This window comes from Burkholderia sp. 8Y (assembly GCF_902506145.1).
Classification (GTDB): domain Bacteria; phylum Pseudomonadota; class Gammaproteobacteria; order Burkholderiales; family Burkholderiaceae; genus Caballeronia.
On the sequence record NZ_LR733519.1, the window covers coordinates 2,247,341 to 2,266,395 of the forward strand.

Sequence of the window (19,055 nt, forward strand, 5' to 3'; positions counted from 1 at the left end):
GAACAACGCAGGATGCCACCAGATGAGCAACACGAACAAGCAAGCCGCCAAGAAGGCCGGCGGCGGTAAGGCCGCGCCGTCGACGTCGCACGACTGGATGACGCCGATCGACGCCGCCGCGCCATGCGGCGCCGACCTCGAATACGACCCGGAATTCGTCGTGCTGTCGTCGCAGGTCGCCGTCCGGCCGGAAGCGCAATATGGCGATTTCGTCGGCGTCCCTGAGCCCATAAACTGGAGCGACGTCGACCGCGATTGCCGGCGTCTCATGATGCGCAGCAAGGACATGCGGCTCGCCGTGCTGTTCACGCGATGCCGCACGCGCCTCGCCGGGGCGCCAGGACTCGCGGAAGGACTGGGCCTGTTGGCGGCGTGGCTCGATGCGTTTGCCGAAGCCATCCATCCACGCCAGGGCGCGGACGACGATGAAGACGCTGCGCTCGAAATCCGCATGAACGCGCTGCAAGCCCTGACTGATACGGACGGCCTGCTCTCCGACGTGCGCGAGATCGCGCTGACGCGCTCCAGCGCCGTGCGGCTGCAGATGCGCGATGTGGAACGCGCGTTCGCGCATCCCCGCCCGAGCGATGCGCTTGCCCCGGAATCCGTCACGCGGCAGATCGAGGACCTCCGGCTGCAGCAGCCCGATGTGCTCGCCGGCTTCGACGCGGCGGCCGAAAGCCTGAAGCAAATCGGGGCGTGGGGCCGCGGGCATCTGGATGCGTACGTCCCGGATCTTTCGCCGCTCGCACGTTTGCTTGATCGCGTCGTGGCAACGGGCGCACGCGTCGCCCCGGTTCCGGTGGAAGAACCGGCGCCCGAACCGGCTGAAGCGGCCGACAGCATCCTCTCTGTCGATGCGACGAGCGACGAGCGCGTCGCCGCTGCACCCGCCGTCGCCGAGCCGGTTCGCGTGCCGCGCGCCGCCGCGCTGGATCGCCAAGCCGCGCTCGAACTCATCCGCGAAGCGAGGCACTGGTTCGAGCAGCACGAGCCCAGCAGCCCCATTCCGGTCTTGCTGCGTCGCGCCGAGTTGTTCGTCGGCAAGCGATATGCCGAAGTGGTGAAGGCGATCAGTCCGGAAATGCTGGAACAGTGGGAAGGCGAGAACGGGCTGCAGTGATGTGAATCCCTGGTCCGCGCGCGTGCGGGATGCCGGGCGGCGCAGCGCGTGCTGCCCCGTCGCGCTGAACGGACTGTCCCGAAGTCGTCCAGGCGATCGATGCGGATAGCGTTCGCGCGACGCGGTGCCTCGGGCATGATGTTCGCGCCAGGCTGTTCGCATGCAAGACGCGGAAATTCCGAAGCGATCGATATGGAAAAGCGACCAAACGCGTGGGTCCGTCCCAGCCGTTGCAGCTGTTCGCGCGCCCAACCGTCACGCATCGCCCCCGCAGCGTTGATTGCGCAGCCGTTCGCAATACAACCCTCCACGCATGGACCGCCCGGCACTGCATGCCGCGCATGCAGCGGCGCGCCCAGCCGGACGCGGCAACGCAGCCGCTGCCAGCGTTACTCACGCAATTGCGTCCGCCCCAGCACTCGCGGAAAAGTCATGAGCATGCCACTTGCTAGTCAGTGAGAACCGACGCCCCAAGGAGCCCGCCATGTCCGACCCCAACCAGCCGCAGAAACCCGATCCTGCGCAGACCGAAATCGCGAGCGGAACACCGCCTGCGCGCACGCCGGAGACGCTGCCCGACAACACCGACTTGCAGCCGGACCAGAACCCGGTGCGCGGCACGCCCGACATCTCGAAGCCCGGCGCGGACGGCTAACCCGACGCCCGGCACGCCGCGCGCTGGCGATCAACGCCCGCGCGCACCATCAGCACTCCCGCGTTTTCGCACCGTCGTTCTCACTGCTGGCACTCGCGATGCTAGAGGCAAGCAGCACTTCTCAGGAGAATAGCGATGAACAAGACATCCGCGCGGGATTCGAAATCCCTCATGAGCCGGGCGGTCGCGTGGCCCACCCGTACTTTCAAACGCTTCAGCGCCGACCGCTCCGCGCCGATGGCCGCGAGCATCGCGTTCTATTCGGCGTTCTCGCTCGCGCCGACGCTCGTCATGGTGATCGCGGTGGCCGGGCTCGTCTTCGGCGAGGAGGCCGCGCGCGGGCAGATCTTCCATCAGGTGAGCGGCATGCTTGGCAAGGACGCCGCCGCGAGCGTGCAGACCATCGTCGAACACGCGCATCGCAGCGGCGGAGGCGGCATCGCGGCGATCATCTCGTTCGTGCTGCTGGCCGTGGGCGCGTCGGCGACGTTTTCGTCGCTGAATACGGCGCTTTCCGTCGTGTGGCCCGCCGAGGACAAAGCGAAGTCGGGGGTCGCCACGCTCGTCAAGGTGCGGCTGATTTCCTTCGGCCTCGTGATGGGCGTCGCGTTCCTGTTGATCGTATCGCTCGTGCTGGATACGGCCGTGCAGGCAGCCGGCAAATTCGTGTTCGGCGAGTCGCCGCTCGTCGTGATCGGCGATATCGCGCAGTTCCTGGTCGGGCTCGTGATCCTGGCGTGCGCGTTCGCCGCGCTGATGAAATATCTGCCCGATGGCCACGTCGCCTGGCGCGATGCCTTCGTCGGCGGCGCGATTGCCGCCGTGCTGTTCTCGGTCGGCAAGAAGCTGTTCGCGCTGTATCTGACGCACGCCGGCACGGCCAACGCGTTCGGCGCGGCCGGCTCGCTCGCCGTGTTGATGATGTGGCTGTACTTCGCCGCCGCCGTGCTGCTGCTCGGCGCGGAAGCCGCGGCCGCGCGAGTGGAAGCGCGCGAGGGCCAGCCGGTGAAGTCGTCGAGCGCATCCGATGCGCCGGGCGCACCCGCGATGCCGGCGCCCGGCACCGGCGCCTCCAGCCATGCGGATGCGCCCCGAGGCGGCGTCCACGATGCGCCGCATGCGCCGGTGCTGGCGAGCGCCGCGCATGCGCAGCCGGTCGCGCCCGCGCCGCTGCCGCCTGTTCCGCCGTCGACGTCGGGCACGCGCTCGTCGCCGTGGGCGAATGCCGTGTCTAAAGGCGTCGATACGGTGAAGGCCAATCCGATTCGCCTCGCGATCGCGGCCGCCGGCGCGAGTCTCTTCGTGTTCACGAAGGGATCGAGCCGGACGCAGGGGAGGCATCATCGGTCGGTGAAGGCTTAGGCGTGTGGAGTGGTCGGGGAGAAGACGGGGCGGCGAGGGCCGCCCTGAATGCTGAAGCCGCGCGCTCGGGCGTGCATCAGGCGAAGCGCGTACCTGCGAGGATCGATTCCGGTCCGGCGATCGGTTTGGACAGCGATTGCCGTGTCGGGCCTGGACGAATCGGCCGGGCAATTGTGCGGAAGGTGCCGGGTCGTGCATCGCTGCTAACGATGGCAGTCCGATATTCACGCCAAGATCAACGGGTTGTCGAGCAACCTGCACGCGAGTATGCTGCGTCCCGGCGCGTCGCACGTGCTCGTCACAGCGCGTCGGTCAGTAGCATTCGGCACCGCGGCACAGGGTCGGCGATGAAGTTTTCACCCTTTTTTCGTTTGGTTCTTCTTGTCCTTCTGAATCAAGGCATTGCAACGTTGCCGTAATTTTGGGGTAGCTAGTCGTCGTCGAGCGCAATCTCTCTGCGAATCAAGGGCTTGTTGTCATTTTTGGCTAGTTCGCTGCCGCGTAGGCAGCTTAGAAAGAACAGATGCGCGCGATCGCGGGCAACGGACGGTTCGCTGCCGCGTAGGCAGCTTAGAAAGAAGGGCGCATTGCAACAGTGGGCGGCTAACCGTTCACTGCCGTGTAGGCAGCTTAGAAACAGAAGTCGAGAACGTCGATCGTCTCGCTGTCGTTCACTGCCACGTAGGCAGCTTATAAATTGCTGTTCTGTCGTGCAGCACATGCCGTCATGTTCACTGCCGCGTAGGCAGCTTAGAAATGGGTAAAGCGGTGGATTGATGAGAATCACAACGTTCACTGCCGCGTAGGTATCTTTGGGATCGTCCGAGACGGCATGCGCAACTGCGACGCGTTCGCAACCGCCACGACAACTCGCGAACCAATCCCCGCACTGCACAAGCCCGCGACACCACCTGCGCGTGCGACGCCCATCCACCGCACGCGCCCATCGCTGCATAGCACGAAAGATAGCGACGTTCGACCGCCCCATCAACGCCCCCCCGGCAACGCATAAGCAATCACATAATCCCCCAGCTTCGTCAAAAACGACCCATGCCCGCCCGCCGCGATCAGCACGTACTGCTTGCCGTTCGCCTCGTAGGTCATCGGCGTCGCCTGTCCGCCTGCCGGCAGACGCGCGTGCCACAGCTCCTCGCCGGTATCGGTGCTGAACGCGCGCAGATAATCGTCCGACGTCGCGCCGATGAAGAACACGTGACCCGCCGTCGTCATCGGGCCGCCGAGCATCGGCATCCCCATCTTGAACGGAAGCGGAATCGGCGATGCATCGCGCGTCGTGCCGATGCGCTTCTTCCAGATCACCTTGTTCGTCTCCAGATCCAGCGCCGACACATAACCCCACGCGGGCTGCTTGCACGGCAGGCGCAGCGGCGAAAGGAACGGATTGAGCGTCACGCCGAACGGCACGCCGTACTGCGGCTGAATGCCGGTCTCCGCGCCGGTGCCCGACTGTCCGGCCTGCGGCGGCTCGATCGGATTGTTCGGCCCGCGCGGAATCAGCTTCGAGACGAACGGCAGCGCAATCGGATTGGCAATCGCGATGCGGCGGTCCGTATCGACGGCGAGCCCGCCCCATTCGAACATGCCGAGGTTGCCGGGGAACACCAGCGTGCCTTGCTCCGAAGGCGGCGTGAACGGCCCTTCATAGCGCAGCCGATGGAAGATCACGCGGCACACGAGCTGGTCATACATCGTCGCGCCCCACATGTCGGCGCCCGTCAGGTTCTTCGCGGGCCGGTAGGTGAGTTGCGAGAAAGGCTGCGTCGGGGAGACGTGATCGCCCTGCGCCGCGCCTTGCGGCACCGGCTGCTCGGGCGCCGGAACGATCGGCTTTCCAGTGCGGCGGTCGAGCACGAAGATGTTGCCCGTCTTCGCCGGCGCGTAGATCGCCGGAACGATGTTGCCGTTCGAGTCCTTGATGTCCGCGATCGTCGGCTGCGCGGGCAAGTCCATGTCCCACAGATCATGGTGCACGGTCTGATAGAACCACGCGAGCTTGCCCGTCGATGCATGCAGCGCGAGCAGGCCGCTCGCATAACGTTCCATGTCCGGCGTGCGGTAGCCGCCCCAGATGTCCGGCGTCGATACGCCCATCGGCAGATAAACGATGTCGAGCTGCGCATCGTAAGCGGCGGGCGCCCACGAGTTCGGCGAATTCATCGTGTAGCTATGCTGGTCGGTGGGAATCGCGTTCGGGTCGTGTGCGCCCGGATCGAACGCCCAGAGCAGCTTGCCCGTGTCCACGTCGAAGCCGCGAATCACGCCGGACGGCTCGCGCGTGCCGTAGTTGTCCGTCACGGAACCGGCCATGACGATGACCTTCGACGTGATGACCGGCGGCGAAGTCGGCTCGTACTGGCCCGGCGTCTTCACCGGCTGAAGATGCTGGAGATCGAGCATCCCGTTCGCCGCGAAGCCTGCGCAACGCTGGCCGGTCGCGGCATCGAGTTCGAAGAGGCGGCCATCGTTCACCGGAAGAATCACGCGGCGCGCGCACGCCGGCAGCGACGACAGGCTGTTCGTCTGACGCGCCTGCGCGGCGGCGGGCGTCTCATAGTAGGAGACGCCCCGGCAGGTCACGTGCTGGAAGCTCGGGTCGGGCTTCAGGTCCGGATTGAAGCGCCACTTCTCCTTGCCGGTCGCGCCGTCGAGCGCAATGGCGTTCTGGTGCGGCGTGCAGAAAAAGAGCGTGCCGTCGACGGCGAGCGGCGTGACTTCATCCGTGATTTCGAGCGGATCCTGCGGGCCTTTCATGTCGCCCGTACGGAATGACCACGCTTCTTGCAGGGTGTTGACGTTCTTGTCGTTGATCTGCGAAAGCGGCGAATAACGTGTGCCGTGCTGCGAATTGCCGTACGCGAGCCAGTCGCCCGGCCGGCCCGCGCTCGGCGCGGGCGCACCCGATGCCTGCGCGGACACCGTGCCGCTGACTTCTTGCGGATCGTTGAACACGGCATAGGCGAGCGCGATGATCGTCAACACAAGCGCGGCGCCAAGCGCGAGGCCGCCGCGGCGCACCGGGCTCATATACAGGCGATACGTGAAGGGCAGCAGCAGCCAGATGCCGACGATAACGAGCACGTCCAGACGCGGCGCGAGCGCCCAGAAGTCGAAGCCCGCTTCGGCGATCGCCCAGATCAGCGTGCCGAAAAGCAGTACCGCATAGACGATCAGCGCGAGCGTGTTGCGACGCCAGATGAGCCACGCGACCGCGAGCATGAGAATGCCCGCGATGACGTAATACGGCGAGCCTCCGATGGCGACGAGCCATATGCCGACGCCGCCGAGATAAAGACCCGACAACGCGAGAAACAGCACAGTGAGCCATTTCACGACCGGCGAAGGCGACGGTGATCGTGATGGCGACCGCGATGGCGAGTTAGCGGGCGACCGCGCGGGCGGCGAGTTCGTATTCATTCAACACCTCTGCTTAGAGCGACCTTCGGGGATAGACGGCGCGAACCGCGCGCGCCGTCTATCGGAAGCGGAACGCCCGCGCCTTGCGCGCGGCGCGACGCAGTGCAGCAATTCATGCGCCATCGCCGTCCTTCGACCCCGGCGCGAGAATGTTCGGCAGGACTGGATTCTCCGGCTGCGTGTAACGCTCTTCCACGGCCTTTCGGATGGCTTCGATGCTTTCCTTCGCCGAAAGGCCGTCGTTGGTTTCGACCGCCCGCGCGTCGTCGGCAAGCGACGTGTCGCCGATCACGTCGCGGAACCACGTCGAATAATCGCCTCGGCGCAGATGGAACATCCAGGTGTCCTCATCGACGCCTTCGGCGAGTTCCAGAAACAGCACGAGGTTGTGCGCGCGCAGATTCAGCTTGTCGTCGGGGCCGCGAAAATAGAAGCTACGCTCCGGGATCAACATGCCTTCCGCATACTTGCGCACGTGACGGCGGCGCTGCGTTTTCGCCGGCTCCACGTGCACGACGACCGGCTCGTTCCAGCCGCCGTCGTCGGGTTCGCGCCGCCATACGAGCGCCTGACCGGGCTTGATCTCGCCGGGCAGATCGCCGGGCGCATCGTGGCCCGCCGCGCGCGCGAATTCTTCGAGCGAAGCGTCCGCGCCCGGACCCGCGCCGATGAACACGGTCACGCGATCGAGCAGACGCGGCGATAGCTGCTCCGGATGCACGGTCACGAAAAGCGCGGGCGCGAGCTGATCCGGCAGCACTTCGTCGGCCGGATTGATGCTCGCGGGAAAGAAGTGATGCGCTTCGTCGAAGAGCATCCAGTGCGGTCGGCCGGTGAGCGCGCGCGACTGCTGCATGTGCGCGAGCACGCTCGCGCAGTACGCGGGCCGGTCCGCGAACGTGACGCGCATGAGATTCACGAGCACCGACTGGCTCGGCTGATGCAAAAGCCGCGTGATGTCGTCGGCTTTCGGCGCGGTCTCGGCATCGCCGATAGGCAGCGCGTTTTCGAACGTGTCGAAGTCGCCTTCGGGATCGAGCGCGCAGAACTGATAGCCCGCCGCGACGAGCCGCTCCATCAGGCCGGTGATCAGCGTGGATTTGCCGCCGCCGGATTGTCCCGCGATCAGCGCGACGGTGCGCTGCGGCGCGAGCGTTTCCGGCTCGCCTTCGCCTTCTTCTGGCTGCGAATCGCCGCCGACGCGCTGCCCGAGCAGCAGGTTGCGCCGCGCGACGCGCTCGCTCTGGGCGGCGAGATCATCGGCGAGAATCGCGTCGATCAGTTCGGTCACGCCCGCGCCGCATTCGCGCGTCAGCACGATATCCGCGTGCGATTTGAGCGCGGGAATCGCATTGCTCACGGCCGCCGACATCTCGCACGCATCGAGCAGCGGGTGATCGTTCTGCGCGTCGCCGACGCCCACCGCATTGCGCGGCGACAGCGACAGTTGCGCGAGCGCCGACAGCAGACCGCTCGCCTTGTTGATGCCGGGCGCGAGCACCATCACCGCGTCGCCGTTATAAACGACGTGCAGGTCGAGCCCGAGATCGCGGATCGCGGCGTGCGCCTGCTCGTCGTAAGGCCGCACGGTCGCGACGAGGGTCTGGCTCACGCCGAGATGGCGCACGCCGGCCGCTTTCATCGCCTTGACGAACGCGGGCGGCGGCGGCGGCGCGAGCAGCGCGCGTTCGCGCGTGACGGGCGAATAGATCACGCCGCCGTTTTCCGCGACGATCAGCGTGAAGCGATCGACGCGATCGCACAGCGTGAGCAGATCGTCGAGCTCGCGGCCCGTCACGAGAATCATGTGACGCCCCGACGCGCGCAGGCGATCGATGGCGTCCCATGTGGCGTCGGACACGCGGCCGTCTTCGGCGAGCGTGTTGTCGTAATCGCTGGCAAGCACCATGAATCGCATTGGCGTGTCCCTCGGTTAAGCGTGCTGTTTGACGAGCGATGGCGGCGCGCGACGGGCCGCGCGCGCATCGAGCAGACGCTGATAAACATCCACGTACTCGCGCGCCATGCGCTCTGCCGTGAAACGCCGCTCGAATGTTTCGCGGCAGCGGCGGCGATCGATTTGCGGCAGACGCGCGAGGGCGTCCACCGCTTCGTCTTCATTGCGCACGATGAAGCCGTTCACGCCGTCCTCGATGATCTCCGGCACCGAGCCGCGCCCGAACGCAATCACGGGCGTGCCGCACGCGAGCGCCTCGATCATCACGAGGCCGAACGGCTCGGGCCAGTCGATCGGAAAGAGCAGCGCGCGGGCTTCCCCGATAATGCGGCTCTTGCCCGCATCGTCCTGTTCGCCGACGAATTCGATCAGCGGCGCTTCGACGAGCGGCGCGACCGCGCTTTCGAAATACGGGCGGTCGGCTTCGTCCACTTTCGCGGCGATCCTGAGCGGCATCCCCGCGCGGCGTGCAATGCGGATGGCCGCGTCCGGGCCTTTCGACGGCGCGATCCTCCCGACGAACGCGAGATGCTCGCCCTCGCGTGCGTGAAACGGATAGAGCGTGTCCGGCAAGCCGTGATGCACGGTGCCCGCCCACGCGAGCCACGGCAGCGGCGCGCGCTGCGCATTGGAGATGGAGACGACAGGGACATCGGCGAAGCGGCGGTACATGGGTTCGAGACCGGGTACGTCGAGCCGCCAGTGCAGCGTCGTCACGTGCGCGCACTGCATGCGGCGCGCGAACGGAAAGCTTTGATAATCCGTGTGGAAATGCACGATGTCGAAGTGCTTCGACGCGACGACCACGTCTTCGAGCATCGCGAAGTGGAACGCTTGCGGATCGGCGGTGTCCTCGACGAGCCGCACCGCGCAATCGCTTCCCGCGATGAGCTTCGCGCTCGTGCGCGAGTCGGCGCTTGCGAAAAGCGTCACATCGTGCCCAAGTTCCACGAGCTCTTCGCTGAGATAGGACACGATCCGTTCGATGCCGCCGTAACGCCGCGGCGGCACACTTTCATAAAGAGTCGAGACTTGAGCGATCCGCATGGCTGTTTCGTGTCGTGTCATGCCTCGAGCGCGTCGGTGTCGGCGGCTGCCGTGAAGGCAGTCGCGCTCGCGCGGTTTTCGAGCAGGTCGTGATATACCGCGAGATAGTCGCGCGCCATGCGTTCGGCGGAGAACCGCTGCTCGAACGTCTTGCGGCAGCGCGCGCGGTCGATCTCACCGATCTCGCGCACCGCGCGCACGGCGTGCTCGACATCATCGACGATGAAGCCGTTCACGCCATCTTCGATGACTTCAGGCACCGCGCCGCGCCTGAACGCGACGACCGGCGTGCCTGATGCCATCGCTTCGATCATCACGAGGCCGAACGGCTCTTCCCAGTCGATCGGGAACAACAGCGCACGTGCGTTCGCGAAGAGCGCGCGGCGCGTCTCGCCGCCCACTTCGCCGAGATACTCGACAAAGGATTCCGACTCGGCGATGAGCGGCCAGATCGTCTCCTTGAAGTACGCGCGCTCGCCCGGATGCACGGCAGCGGCGATCTTGAGCGGCAGGCCCGCGCGCCGCGCAATGTCGATGGCGCGATCGATGCGCTTTTCCGGCATCACGCGTCCGACGAAAAGCAGATAGTCGCCGCCCTCGCGTGAAAAACGCATCTCGCCCGGCGCAAGACCGTGATGCACGGTCGCGCGCCAGTTCGCGTGCGGCGCGCCGTGGCGCTGGCTGTCGGAGATGGAGACGAGCGGCGCATCGGGAAAGGTCTCGAAGAGCGGACCGTGATCGGCGGGAAGCAGCCGGCCGTGCATGGTCGTGAGCGACGCACATGCCAGGAAACGCTGCATCGGCAGATGGATGGGCTCGGTGTGAAAGTGGATCACATCGAACTGCGATGACCGTTCGATGACGGCATCGAGCTGACGCAGATGATGGCTCGTCGTATCCCACACGCGTTCGTCGCGCCAGAGGGCCGTGGGCGAGCTTGAATGCAGGCGGGCGCGCGTGTTCGAGTCCGCTGTAGCGAACAGCGTGACGTCGTGTCCCAGGGCGACGAGTGCTTCCGTCAGATAAGAAATGATGCGTTCGGTGGCGCCGTATGCAATAGGAGGGACGCTCTCATAGAGCGGTGCGACCTGTGCGATTTTCATTATGCGTTCCGCATTGACCGTATGCGATGCAGTTAGCAATCAACAGGCCGACGCTTCCTCGCGCGACGACACAACGGCACGGCGCATGCTGGATCCGCAGTCGGACAAAGAGCGAGGAGGAAGTCATGACCAAGGTAGCCGAAGTAATGACACGCGGCGTGCAGACCATCGCGCCCAACGAGAGCATTCGCCGCGCGGCCGAACTGATGGACGAACTCAACGTGGGCGCGCTGCCCGTATGCGACGGCACTCGCCTGAAGGGCGTGGTGACGGACCGCGATATCGTGGTGCGCGCGGTGTCGGCGGGCAAGGAGTCGTCGTGCGCGGTTCAGGACGTGGCGAGCGAGCCTGTCGAATGGTGCTTCGAAGACGACGAAGTCCACGACGCCATGCGCAGAATGGAGCAACTGCAGATTCGCCGCATGCCTGTCGTGGACAGCGAGAAGAACCTCGTCGGGATGCTCGCGCTCGGTGATATCGCGATCTATTCGGATGGGGAAGTGTCGGCGACCATTCAGGCGATTTCGACGCCTTCCGTCCCGGACAGGTAACGCGTTTTCTCCGATGCGCGTTATAGCGGGTTGCCTGCTTCCGGCGTCTTCAGACGGTCGCGCTCGCTTTGGGTGCCGGGCGGCGTGCCGGGCTTGGTGTCGGGCGTCGCGTCCGGCGCGCGGTCTTCGGTGGGACCACGCTTGGGGTCGTCGGCGGGGTTCGTCGGAATGTTTTCGGTGTGGCCCGGAATGGGCTGGCTTTCGATATGGCCATCTTCCGGAGCGGCGCTTTCGGGGGCCTGCGTTTTCTGGTTCATCGTCGTGCCTCGTTGGGTCGATTGTCTGATGGAGCGGAGCAAGCTGCGTTCCGAGGCCGACGCTTCGTTTTCATTCAACGTCACAGGAAGCCGTGGACGCTCGCTCCATTGTCACCATTCGCGGGCGCTCACGACGCGGTAGGCATCAGGGTGGGCGCGGCGGCGGGGCTCGCCTACCACGCGCTGAATCAAGACTGGTTGACAACTGCTCACCGCAAGGCGCTAGCCAGCGACATCCGACGAACGAGAACACAAGCTTGCCTGATAGAGGTCAACAGAAGACCTGCATCGAAGACCGATAGAGTCGGCGTCGAGTAATTTCGGAAAAGTCGCATATCTGTATTGGGGTCGGACTGGTATTTTCGGTAGCCACTTTCTATGGCGACTCCAATGCCGGGCACCTCTCCAGAACCTACGCTCTTCAGACTCTCGGGTAGGACCCTCGCGTCGGGCGACGCATGTGACTTCTATGGCAACGCCTGACATGAGTCGCATGGACCCGCGCCTGCTCGATACCTACGTCCGCGAACTTCGCTTCATGGAAGCACTGGGGGGCGAGTTCGCCAGCGAGCATCCCAAGATTGCGGCGCGGCTTGGGATGCTCGCGGGTAGCATCGCGGATCCTTACGTCAATCGCCTGCTCCAGGCGTCGGCGTTCGTGAACGCGCGCATGCAGATGCGCTTCGACAACGAGTTTCCGCTGCTTACGCAGGCGCTGCTGTCGTCTGTCTATCCGAACTATCTGTCGCCCACGCCTTCCATCGCCGTCGCGCGCTTGTATCCGGGTGGCAAAGCCGCAGGCTTCATGTCGGGGCACACCATCCCGCGCGGTGTGGAACTCGCGTCGCTGCGCTTGCCCGATGGCGAAAAAACCCCCTGCACCTTCCGCACGACGCACGATGTGTCGCTTCATCCCATCGATTTGGTCGACGGCAGGCTCACGCATGTTCCGCCGGACATCCAGGGGCAGGACCGTTACGTGCCGCCGCATCGGCGGGTGCGTGGCGCGCTGCGTCTGCGCTTGCGCACGCTCGAGGGCATGCCGTTTTCTGCGTTGCAGGGACTGGACCGATTGCAGATCCATCTAGCTGGCGATGAGCGCGTCGCATCTCACCTGCACGAGCTCATTCACACGGGGGCGGTCGTGTCGGTCGTCGGCGAGCCCGGGCGTTTCAGCGAAGCGGGCTACCGGCCGCATGTCGTTGCGTCCAACCCCGTCACGCAGGACGGGCTCGGAGCCGAGGAGACGGTGTTGCCGCTCGCCGGGCCGAGCCTGCTCGGTCACAACCTCGTTCACGAGTACTTTTCCTGTCCGAGCCGGTTCTATTTCTTCACGCTCACGGGGTTGCAGGCGGGGCTTGCGCGCATCGAGGGCAGTGAGGCCGAGATCGTCGTGCTGCTGGATCGGGCCACGAACGCGCTGGCCGAACAGGTGAAGGCGCCCATGTTTGCCCTCTTTTGCACGCCCGTCGTCAATCTCTTCAAGACGCGCACGGCGGCGGTGCGGACCGAAGACATTGGCCGCGTGCTCCATCTCACGCCGTTCGGCAGCGCGGCGCTCGATCACGAGGTCCATTCCGTCGACAAGGCCATCGGTCAGGTCAGCGAGGAAGAGGGTTCCGAGGAACTGCCGTTCTATCCGCTGCATGCCGCGTTGCTGCACGATGAAGAAGGTCTCGGACGCTACTTCACCGTGCGCCGCGAGCAGCGGTTGTCCAAAGCCAAGGGGCGCTCGTACGGTACGCGCGCACCGTACATCAGCACCGAATCGTTTCTGTCGCTCGTGGGGAGAGATGGACTGCCCTACACGCCGGCCGAACACGAGGAGCGGATCAACTATCTGTCCTTCGACGTGTGGCTGACCAACCGTGACCTGCCGAGTCTTCTGGCGTGCAACGGCGTGAGCGATCTCAAGCTGCCTGGTTCTGCGCCGCTCGCCAGCATCGGGCTCGTGCGCGCGCCGAGCCGTTCGCGGCCGCCGCTGGGCATCGGTATCAAAGCGTGGCAATTGATCGCGCAACTCGCGATCGAACATGCCGTCTTCGATGACCGTTACGACGAGCCGAATCCCGGCGAGGGCTTGCGCAGCTTGTTGCGGCTCTATCAATCGGCCGATATGCCGGCGTTGCGGCGGCAAGTGGAAAGCCTGTCGTCCGCGACGCTCGCGCCGGTCAATTGCGTCGTCCCCCACGCAGTTCCCCCGATGGTACGCGCGCTCGAATGTGCCGTGACCTTCGACGAAGACGGCTTCGATGGAACGAGCCCTTACGCCTTTGGACTTGTCTTGGAACATTACCTCGCGCGACACGCTTCCAGACACTCTTACACCAAGGCGTTGCTCTTATCGAAGCAGCGCGGGCGTATCGCTGAGTGGATGCCTCGGCCGGGCACTCGAAGCATCGCGTGATCCACAGGTGACGGCGCAAATCGAACCCCGCACGGCACAAGCCGTGACTCAATCAAAAGAACCAGGGAGAAGTATCCGATGTTCAATCCACTGCAAAGCCGCACGCTGAAGGTCGAGTGTGACGCGCTGCCCACCTGGGGCGGCGCCGAGATTCTCATCCCTCAGCGGGTACGGGGCGTCGAAGCCCTCGGCGAGCTCTTCCAATATGAAGTGGACTTTGCGTCCGTCGATAGCCCCACGTTCCGCATCTGGGACGCGCGCAAGCTGCTCAAGCCGGATGATTTGATTGGTAAAACGATCGGTATCCAGATTGAATTCGAGGGAAAGGGAACCTTTATTCCGGGCCTGCCCGGCGATCTTGGCGCGGGCAACGTCGGTGCGGGCGTGCGCACGATCAACGGTCTCATCACGGAAGTTCAGCAGACGGGCAGCGACGACCGGCGGGTGTACTACCGATTCACGGTAAGGCCGTGGCTCTGGCTTGCGACGCAAAATCGAGATAACCGGGTATTCCAAGACATGAGCGTTTTGGAAGTAACCCAGAGTGTTCTCAAGAACGGAAACTACAAGTTCCCGTGGAAGACCCGCCTGGCGGCCGTCGCGTTGAACAACAACGTCTTCCCGAAGCGGGACTTTATCAGACAGTTCTGGCAGAGCGACTACGAATTCCTGCAGCAGCTCTGGACCGAGTGGGGCCTTTACTACCACTTCGACGGCATGACGCTCATGCTGTGCGATTCACCGGGCTCGCACAAGAAGCACGGCAACGCGTACGACACGGTACTGTATCACGCGCCCGAAGACAAACGCATTGACGAAGAACACATTCATAGCCTCAAGGTGCTGCGTCAGATCACACCGGGCGATGTGACGGTCAACGACTACGACTACACGCAGTCGAACGGCTCGTTCGACCGGAATCAGCAACGCCACAGCGAATCGTCGTTCGACAATATCGAGCAGTACCACTGGGGCGATTACACGCAGCCGCTCGCCGGGGCGATGGGGCTCGATGGTCAGCCGAACGATCTTCGCAATGAAGCCGATTATCTGGCGCGCGTGCGGGTGGAGGCGTTGCGCAGCGAGGGCTTCCGGCTTCACGCGACGGCGAACGCGCGCGGCATCATGACGGGCAGAAGGCTCAAGCTCGAGGGGCATCCCGAGCATAAGCTGAACGCTAACTATCTCGTGGTGTCGACTTCGATCGATATCCGCAATTCCGATGAACTCACCGTCACGCCGGGCAGCGACGCGCAGTACCACTGCGTGACGGAGATGGTGCTGCAGCCGGCCACGATCTTCTTCAAGCTGATACCGACCGCAAAGCCGCGCGCGCATCCCGAGACGGCTGTGGTCGTGGGTCCGGAGAAGCAACCGCTGTGGCTGGACGGTTACGCGCGCGTGCGCGTGCAGTTCAAGTGGGACCGGCTCGGGCAGATGGCCCAGAACTCGAGCTGCTGGGTGCGGGTGTCCTTGCCGTGGCATGGCGGGCCGCATAGCTTTGTCTCGGTGCCGCGTATCGGGGATGAAGTGACCATCGGCTATCACGAAGGCGATCCGGACAAGCCGTTCGTGATGTCGAGCAAGGTCAATCAGTTCAATCCGCCGCCGTTCAACTTGCCGAAGAACATGGCGCTCACCCGCGCCGACTGGGTCACGGAACTCGAGTGGATCGATTTGCACTCGCCGTGCCTGTCGCTTCTTAGAACCCCCGTTGATGCAGACTCGCTCGTCGCGCATCTTCAAGCGTTCCTTTTCGCCGAAATCGGCGACAACATGACGGCGATGATTCGCTATTTCGACCCGCGCAATACCAGCGCGGTACTCGACATCTGGGGCAAGGAGATTCGCGAGCTATTCACGGCGCCGATTGAACAATGGATGGTTCGCGGGCGATATGAGGGCTGGCAGCGCATCCAGGACACTCCGCAGCGAAGCGGGCCCATCTGCGCGTCGGTGTCGATTCGCCTGGAGCAGGCGCAAACGGACGCACTGATGGCGCATACGGAGCCTGACGAATTACTGGCCGTGCTGATCGAAAACGAGGTGGTCGATGGCACGCGCCCGTACTTTGCACGATTGACCGATTTTCTCCCACGCTATCGACAAGCCTTGCAGTGGGGAATCACGGAGCCAGGCGATCGTCTGCTGTTTTGTCAATACAGCTATCTTTATGGTGCGGCATTCGATCGTCACAGCAACGTTCACGAAGCATTAACTAGGCGAAAGCGCACGGGCGAGTCGTTCAGGCTAACCATTAGCCAGATACCGAAGGCTGTGTGGGATTACATCTCGCGTCAGAACGAAAAGCTACTTGCGCTAACGACAGGCGGAAGCCTTCACCAATCCATTTGAGGTTAGTCATGCCTTTGAAAATGATCGTGGTGGGCGACACCACATCGCACGGCGGCAGAGTAATTACTGGCTCGGAGACTCACACAATCGGGGAAAAGCGCATTGCCCGTTTGCACGATCTCGTCGATTGTCCGCAAAACTATCCGGACGGCCGCCCGCACGGAATCAACAAGATCGTCGAAGCGCATCCGACCTTCATGATCGGCGGTCAGCGTGTCGCCTTGCATGGACACCATACCGAATGCGGCTGCACGCTGATCGGGAGTGTATCGGCGGACGTGGGCGACTGACGCGACTGAATAAAGATGTTCAACCCGTTCGTCGTCTGTCGGTGCGTAGCTGGTCTATTTCTGCCTGCGCACCGTCAGGATAAACTTCGCAAAGTAGTGAGAATTAATGGAACGAGCGTTCTTCAAGGCGCACCTCGCCGAAACGAATCTGTCGCTCGCGCAGATCGAACGTCTGCAAACTGCGCCGTGGCGCTACGGTTTCGTCCCGCTGATGCGCAGCGTCGCCGCGACTTCTTCTGTCGAAGCTATCGGCTCGGCGCAATTGCCTGCGACCGAGGCTTTCCGCGTCGGCCAACGTCCAAGCTTGGTCTTCGCTCCACGCGAAGTCGCAAGCGCCGAACTGAGAAGCGGCAAACTGTACATCCGTCTCTTCGGCCTCGGTATGCTCGGCCCGAATGGCTCGCTGCCGCTACACGTCACCGAGATTGCGCGCGAGCGTGAGGAAAGCCGCCGAGATCCGACGCTCAGCAACTTTCTGGACATCTTTCATCACCGTTCGCTCTCGCTGCTGTATCGCGCGTGGGCGTCGGCCCAGTCGACGGCGAGCCTCGACCGCTCGGGCCACGAGCGGTTCTCGATGTACATGGCGAGCGTTTCAGGTCACGCAATCAGGCGGGACCGGATACCGTTTCTGCCCGAGCACGCGCGCCTGTCAGCCGCTTCGCATCTGGTATCCGAAGCCCGCAACCTCGACGGTCTGCGCGCTTCACTAGCGGCCTATTTTCGCGTGCCGCTCAGGATCGAGGAGTATCAGCTTCAATGGATGACCATTCCTGAGCAGAATCGAAGCATCATGGGCGAGCAGCGTATGTCCTCGTACCTGAGCGCGGGCGCCATGCTTGGCGAACGGACACCGGATTGCCAGTACCGGTTTCGCATTGTGCTCGGCCCATTGCAGATCGAGGACTATCAACGTTTTACGCCACGCGGCTCGGACCTGCTGCGCCTGGTTGAATGGGTGCGGGCCTTCGTCAGCGAAGAGTACGACTGGGAACTGGAGCTGCAAATCAAACCGGAAAGCGCGCCGCCCTCGGTGCTGGGCGGCCCGCAGCAGCTTGGCTGGTCGAGCTGGCTGGGCCAATCACCGGCGGACGTGCCGATTACCGGCATGCGCTTCGAACCCGAACAATACATGCGCCAGTTGCGGGAGAACGCGGTGCGGCGCATAGCCGCGCGCGACGGCGAAGGGATGCAATGCCTGCCGCTCGACGCGTGCAACAACTGAAACCATCCAGTTCCTGGACACCGAAGCGACTCAACCGAGTAGCGCATCGAGCAAGCGATCGCCGCTCTCGAAGCTAAGAGAGCGCGGCATCCCGTAAGTAGACGCAAGAGTCGTGGCGGCCCATGCAGCGGTGCGGGTTCAGCGCGCATCCATGAAGCCTTTCTCTGGTCGGTGCCTCGATCGGCTGAATCCTTGCGAGGTCTCTTCCAGTCGCATCCGCGCCAGCTTCTCGAGCCCCCTTCGTGGCATAGCCCTTGCTGTCATCGCTCACTCGCGCCCTCCGCGCTCTAATCCAAACCATCGGGGAATCATGCGTCAACCATCAAAAAGCGCCGTGTCGCCGGGCAAGCTGCTGGCCGGCTCCGTCGCGGCGGCATCGCTCGGCGTGGCCGCCTGGGCCGCGCTGCGTGCGCGCCGTGCCGAGCGCGATCATCCTCCCGTCGGGCGCTTCATCGACGTGGACGGCGTGCGTCTGCATTACATCGACGAAGGCGAAGGCCCGGTCATCGTGCTTCTGCACGGCAACCTCGTCATGCTCGAAGACTATGTGGCGAGCGGACTGTTCGATCGGCTCACGAAGCGTCATCGCGTGATTGCGTTCGATCGTCCCGGCTTCGGCTACAGCGCACGCCCGCGCGATCGCGCCTGGACGCCGCAAGCGCAGGCGGCGCTCTTTCAGCAGGCGCTCAAGCGCATGGGCCTGACGCGGGCGGTGATCGTCGGGCAGTCGCTCGGTTGCCTGACCGCGCTATTCATGGCGCTCGATCCGCGCATGGACATCGGCGGCCTCACGCTCGTGAGCGGCTACTACTATCCGAGCGCCCGCTTCGATGTGCTGCTGACCGCGCCCGCCGCGATACCCGTCGTCGGCGATGTGATGCGCTACACGATCTCGCCCATCGCCGCGCGCCTGATGATCAATCAGAACCTTCGCCTGATGTTCGCGCCGCAGAACGTGCCCGAAGTGTTCCGCGAGATGTTGCCGCGCGAGATGCTGCTGCGTCCGTCGCAGATGCGCGCGATCAGTGAAGACGCGGCGTTCATGGTGCCGGCGGCGCATGAGCTATCCAATCGCTACGGCGAGGTGAGCGTGCCGGTGCGCATTTTCGCGGGCAAGGACGATGCCATCGTCGATGCGGATTCGCATTCGGGACGGCTGCATCGCGACATCGCGCAGAGCACGATCACCGTGGTGCCGGATCGCGGCCACATGCTGCATTACGATGAAGCAAGCCGCATCGCCGATGCCATCGAGGCCATGGCGCTCGAATGACAATCCGAGGCGCGC

The 19,055-nt window shown here is 64.1% G+C and carries 14 protein-coding genes; 9 read left to right on the top strand and 5 right to left on the bottom strand.

Annotation, left to right across the window (positions count from 1 at the left end; translation table 11 throughout):
• Window positions 1-22: 22 nt before the first annotated feature.
• From GV035_RS10020 to GV035_RS10025, 3 genes are all read left to right on the top strand, one after another.
• Complete coding sequence (locus GV035_RS10020) at window positions 23-1,123, top strand: type VI secretion system protein TssA (protein WP_159834771.1); 1,101 nt, start codon at window positions 23-25, stop codon at window positions 1,121-1,123.
• Between the two features lie 484 nt (window positions 1,124-1,607).
• Window positions 1,608-1,778, top strand: a complete 171-nt coding sequence (locus GV035_RS29085) for a hypothetical protein (protein ID WP_201303941.1) — start codon at window positions 1,608-1,610, stop codon at window positions 1,776-1,778.
• A gap of 135 nt (window positions 1,779-1,913) precedes the next feature.
• Window positions 1,914-3,140, top strand: a complete 1,227-nt coding sequence (locus tag GV035_RS10025) for a YihY/virulence factor BrkB family protein (RefSeq protein ID WP_159834772.1) — start codon at window positions 1,914-1,916, stop codon at window positions 3,138-3,140.
• A gap of 987 nt (window positions 3,141-4,127) precedes the next feature.
• Here GV035_RS10025 and GV035_RS10030 read toward each other — a convergent pair.
• From GV035_RS10030 to GV035_RS10045, 4 genes are all read right to left on the bottom strand, one after another.
• Window positions 4,128-6,575 carry a glucose/quinate/shikimate family membrane-bound PQQ-dependent dehydrogenase gene (locus tag GV035_RS10030; RefSeq protein WP_159834773.1) on the bottom strand — a complete coding sequence of 816 codons (2,448 nt, stop codon included), beginning with the start codon at window positions 6,573-6,575 and terminating at the stop codon, window positions 4,128-4,130.
• A gap of 112 nt (window positions 6,576-6,687) precedes the next feature.
• On the bottom strand, window positions 6,688-8,493 hold the full coding sequence (locus GV035_RS10035) for an HAD family hydrolase (protein ID WP_159834774.1): 1,806 nt from the start codon (window positions 8,491-8,493) through the stop codon (window positions 6,688-6,690).
• A gap of 15 nt (window positions 8,494-8,508) precedes the next feature.
• Window positions 8,509-9,579 carry a glycosyltransferase family 4 protein gene (locus GV035_RS10040; protein WP_159834775.1) on the bottom strand — a complete coding sequence of 357 codons (1,071 nt, stop codon included), beginning with the start codon at window positions 9,577-9,579 and terminating at the stop codon, window positions 8,509-8,511.
• A 17-nt stretch (window positions 9,580-9,596) separates the two neighbouring features.
• Window positions 9,597-10,682, bottom strand: a complete 1,086-nt coding sequence (locus GV035_RS10045) for a glycosyltransferase family 4 protein (protein WP_159834776.1) — start codon at window positions 10,680-10,682, stop codon at window positions 9,597-9,599.
• A 125-nt stretch (window positions 10,683-10,807) separates the two neighbouring features.
• On the opposite strand from GV035_RS10045, the gene GV035_RS10050 reads away from it, so the two are divergent.
• Complete coding sequence (locus tag GV035_RS10050; protein ID WP_201303942.1) at window positions 10,808-11,233, top strand: CBS domain-containing protein; 426 nt, start codon at window positions 10,808-10,810, stop codon at window positions 11,231-11,233.
• Window positions 11,234-11,253: 20 nt separating this feature from the next.
• Here GV035_RS10050 and GV035_RS10055 read toward each other — a convergent pair whose 3' ends face one another.
• Window positions 11,254-11,490 carry an MARCKS-like protein gene (locus GV035_RS10055; RefSeq protein WP_159834777.1) on the bottom strand — a complete coding sequence of 79 codons (237 nt, stop codon included), beginning with the start codon at window positions 11,488-11,490 and terminating at the stop codon, window positions 11,254-11,256.
• Between the two features lie 493 nt (window positions 11,491-11,983).
• Here GV035_RS10055 and tssF point away from each other — a divergent pair, with 493 nt between their 5' ends.
• The 5 genes from tssF (at window position 11,984) to GV035_RS10080 (ending at window position 19,040) form a co-directional block, all read left to right on the top strand.
• The gene (gene tssF / locus GV035_RS10060) at window positions 11,984-13,897 is read left to right on the top strand and encodes a type VI secretion system baseplate subunit TssF (protein ID WP_159835065.1); all 1,914 of its coding nucleotides are present in this window, start codon (window positions 11,984-11,986) and stop codon (window positions 13,895-13,897) included.
• 78 nt (window positions 13,898-13,975) lie between these two features.
• Window positions 13,976-16,252 carry a type VI secretion system tip protein TssI/VgrG gene (gene tssI / locus GV035_RS10065; RefSeq protein WP_159834778.1) on the top strand — a complete coding sequence of 759 codons (2,277 nt, stop codon included), beginning with the start codon at window positions 13,976-13,978 and terminating at the stop codon, window positions 16,250-16,252.
• 8 nt (window positions 16,253-16,260) lie between these two features.
• Window positions 16,261-16,542 carry a PAAR domain-containing protein gene (locus GV035_RS10070; RefSeq protein WP_159834779.1) on the top strand — a complete coding sequence of 94 codons (282 nt, stop codon included), beginning with the start codon at window positions 16,261-16,263 and terminating at the stop codon, window positions 16,540-16,542.
• A gap of 106 nt (window positions 16,543-16,648) precedes the next feature.
• The gene (tssG, locus tag GV035_RS10075) at window positions 16,649-17,767 is read left to right on the top strand and encodes a type VI secretion system baseplate subunit TssG (protein ID WP_159834780.1); all 1,119 of its coding nucleotides are present in this window, start codon (window positions 16,649-16,651) and stop codon (window positions 17,765-17,767) included.
• A gap of 310 nt (window positions 17,768-18,077) precedes the next feature.
• Window positions 18,078-19,040 (top strand): alpha/beta fold hydrolase, encoded by a 963-nt coding sequence (locus tag GV035_RS10080; protein WP_159834781.1) that lies wholly within the window; start codon window positions 18,078-18,080, stop codon window positions 19,038-19,040.
• The last annotated feature ends 15 nt before the right edge of the window (window positions 19,041-19,055 follow it).

Coding starts and splice junctions, on each gene's coding strand:
- GV035_RS10030 (WP_159834773.1), bottom strand. CDS start 6,575: ATGAATACGAACTCGCCGCCCGCGCGGTCGCCCGCTAACTCGCCATCG.
- GV035_RS10025 (WP_159834772.1), top strand. CDS start 1,914: ATGAACAAGACATCCGCGCGGGATTCGAAATCCCTCATGAGCCGGGCG.
- tssF (WP_159835065.1), top strand. CDS start 11,984: ATGGACCCGCGCCTGCTCGATACCTACGTCCGCGAACTTCGCTTCATG.
- GV035_RS10035 (WP_159834774.1), bottom strand. CDS start 8,493: ATGCGATTCATGGTGCTTGCCAGCGATTACGACAACACGCTCGCCGAA.
- GV035_RS10055 (WP_159834777.1), bottom strand. CDS start 11,490: ATGAACCAGAAAACGCAGGCCCCCGAAAGCGCCGCTCCGGAAGATGGC.
- GV035_RS29085 (WP_201303941.1), top strand. CDS start 1,608: ATGTCCGACCCCAACCAGCCGCAGAAACCCGATCCTGCGCAGACCGAA.
- tssG (WP_159834780.1), top strand. CDS start 16,649: ATGGAACGAGCGTTCTTCAAGGCGCACCTCGCCGAAACGAATCTGTCG.
- GV035_RS10040 (WP_159834775.1), bottom strand. CDS start 9,579: ATGCGGATCGCTCAAGTCTCGACTCTTTATGAAAGTGTGCCGCCGCGG.
- GV035_RS10020 (WP_159834771.1), top strand. CDS start 23: ATGAGCAACACGAACAAGCAAGCCGCCAAGAAGGCCGGCGGCGGTAAG.
- GV035_RS10045 (WP_159834776.1), bottom strand. CDS start 10,682: ATGAAAATCGCACAGGTCGCACCGCTCTATGAGAGCGTCCCTCCTATT.
- GV035_RS10070 (WP_159834779.1), top strand. CDS start 16,261: ATGCCTTTGAAAATGATCGTGGTGGGCGACACCACATCGCACGGCGGC.
- GV035_RS10080 (WP_159834781.1), top strand. CDS start 18,078: ATGCGTCAACCATCAAAAAGCGCCGTGTCGCCGGGCAAGCTGCTGGCC.
- GV035_RS10050 (WP_201303942.1), top strand. CDS start 10,808: ATGACCAAGGTAGCCGAAGTAATGACACGCGGCGTGCAGACCATCGCG.
- tssI (WP_159834778.1), top strand. CDS start 13,976: ATGTTCAATCCACTGCAAAGCCGCACGCTGAAGGTCGAGTGTGACGCG.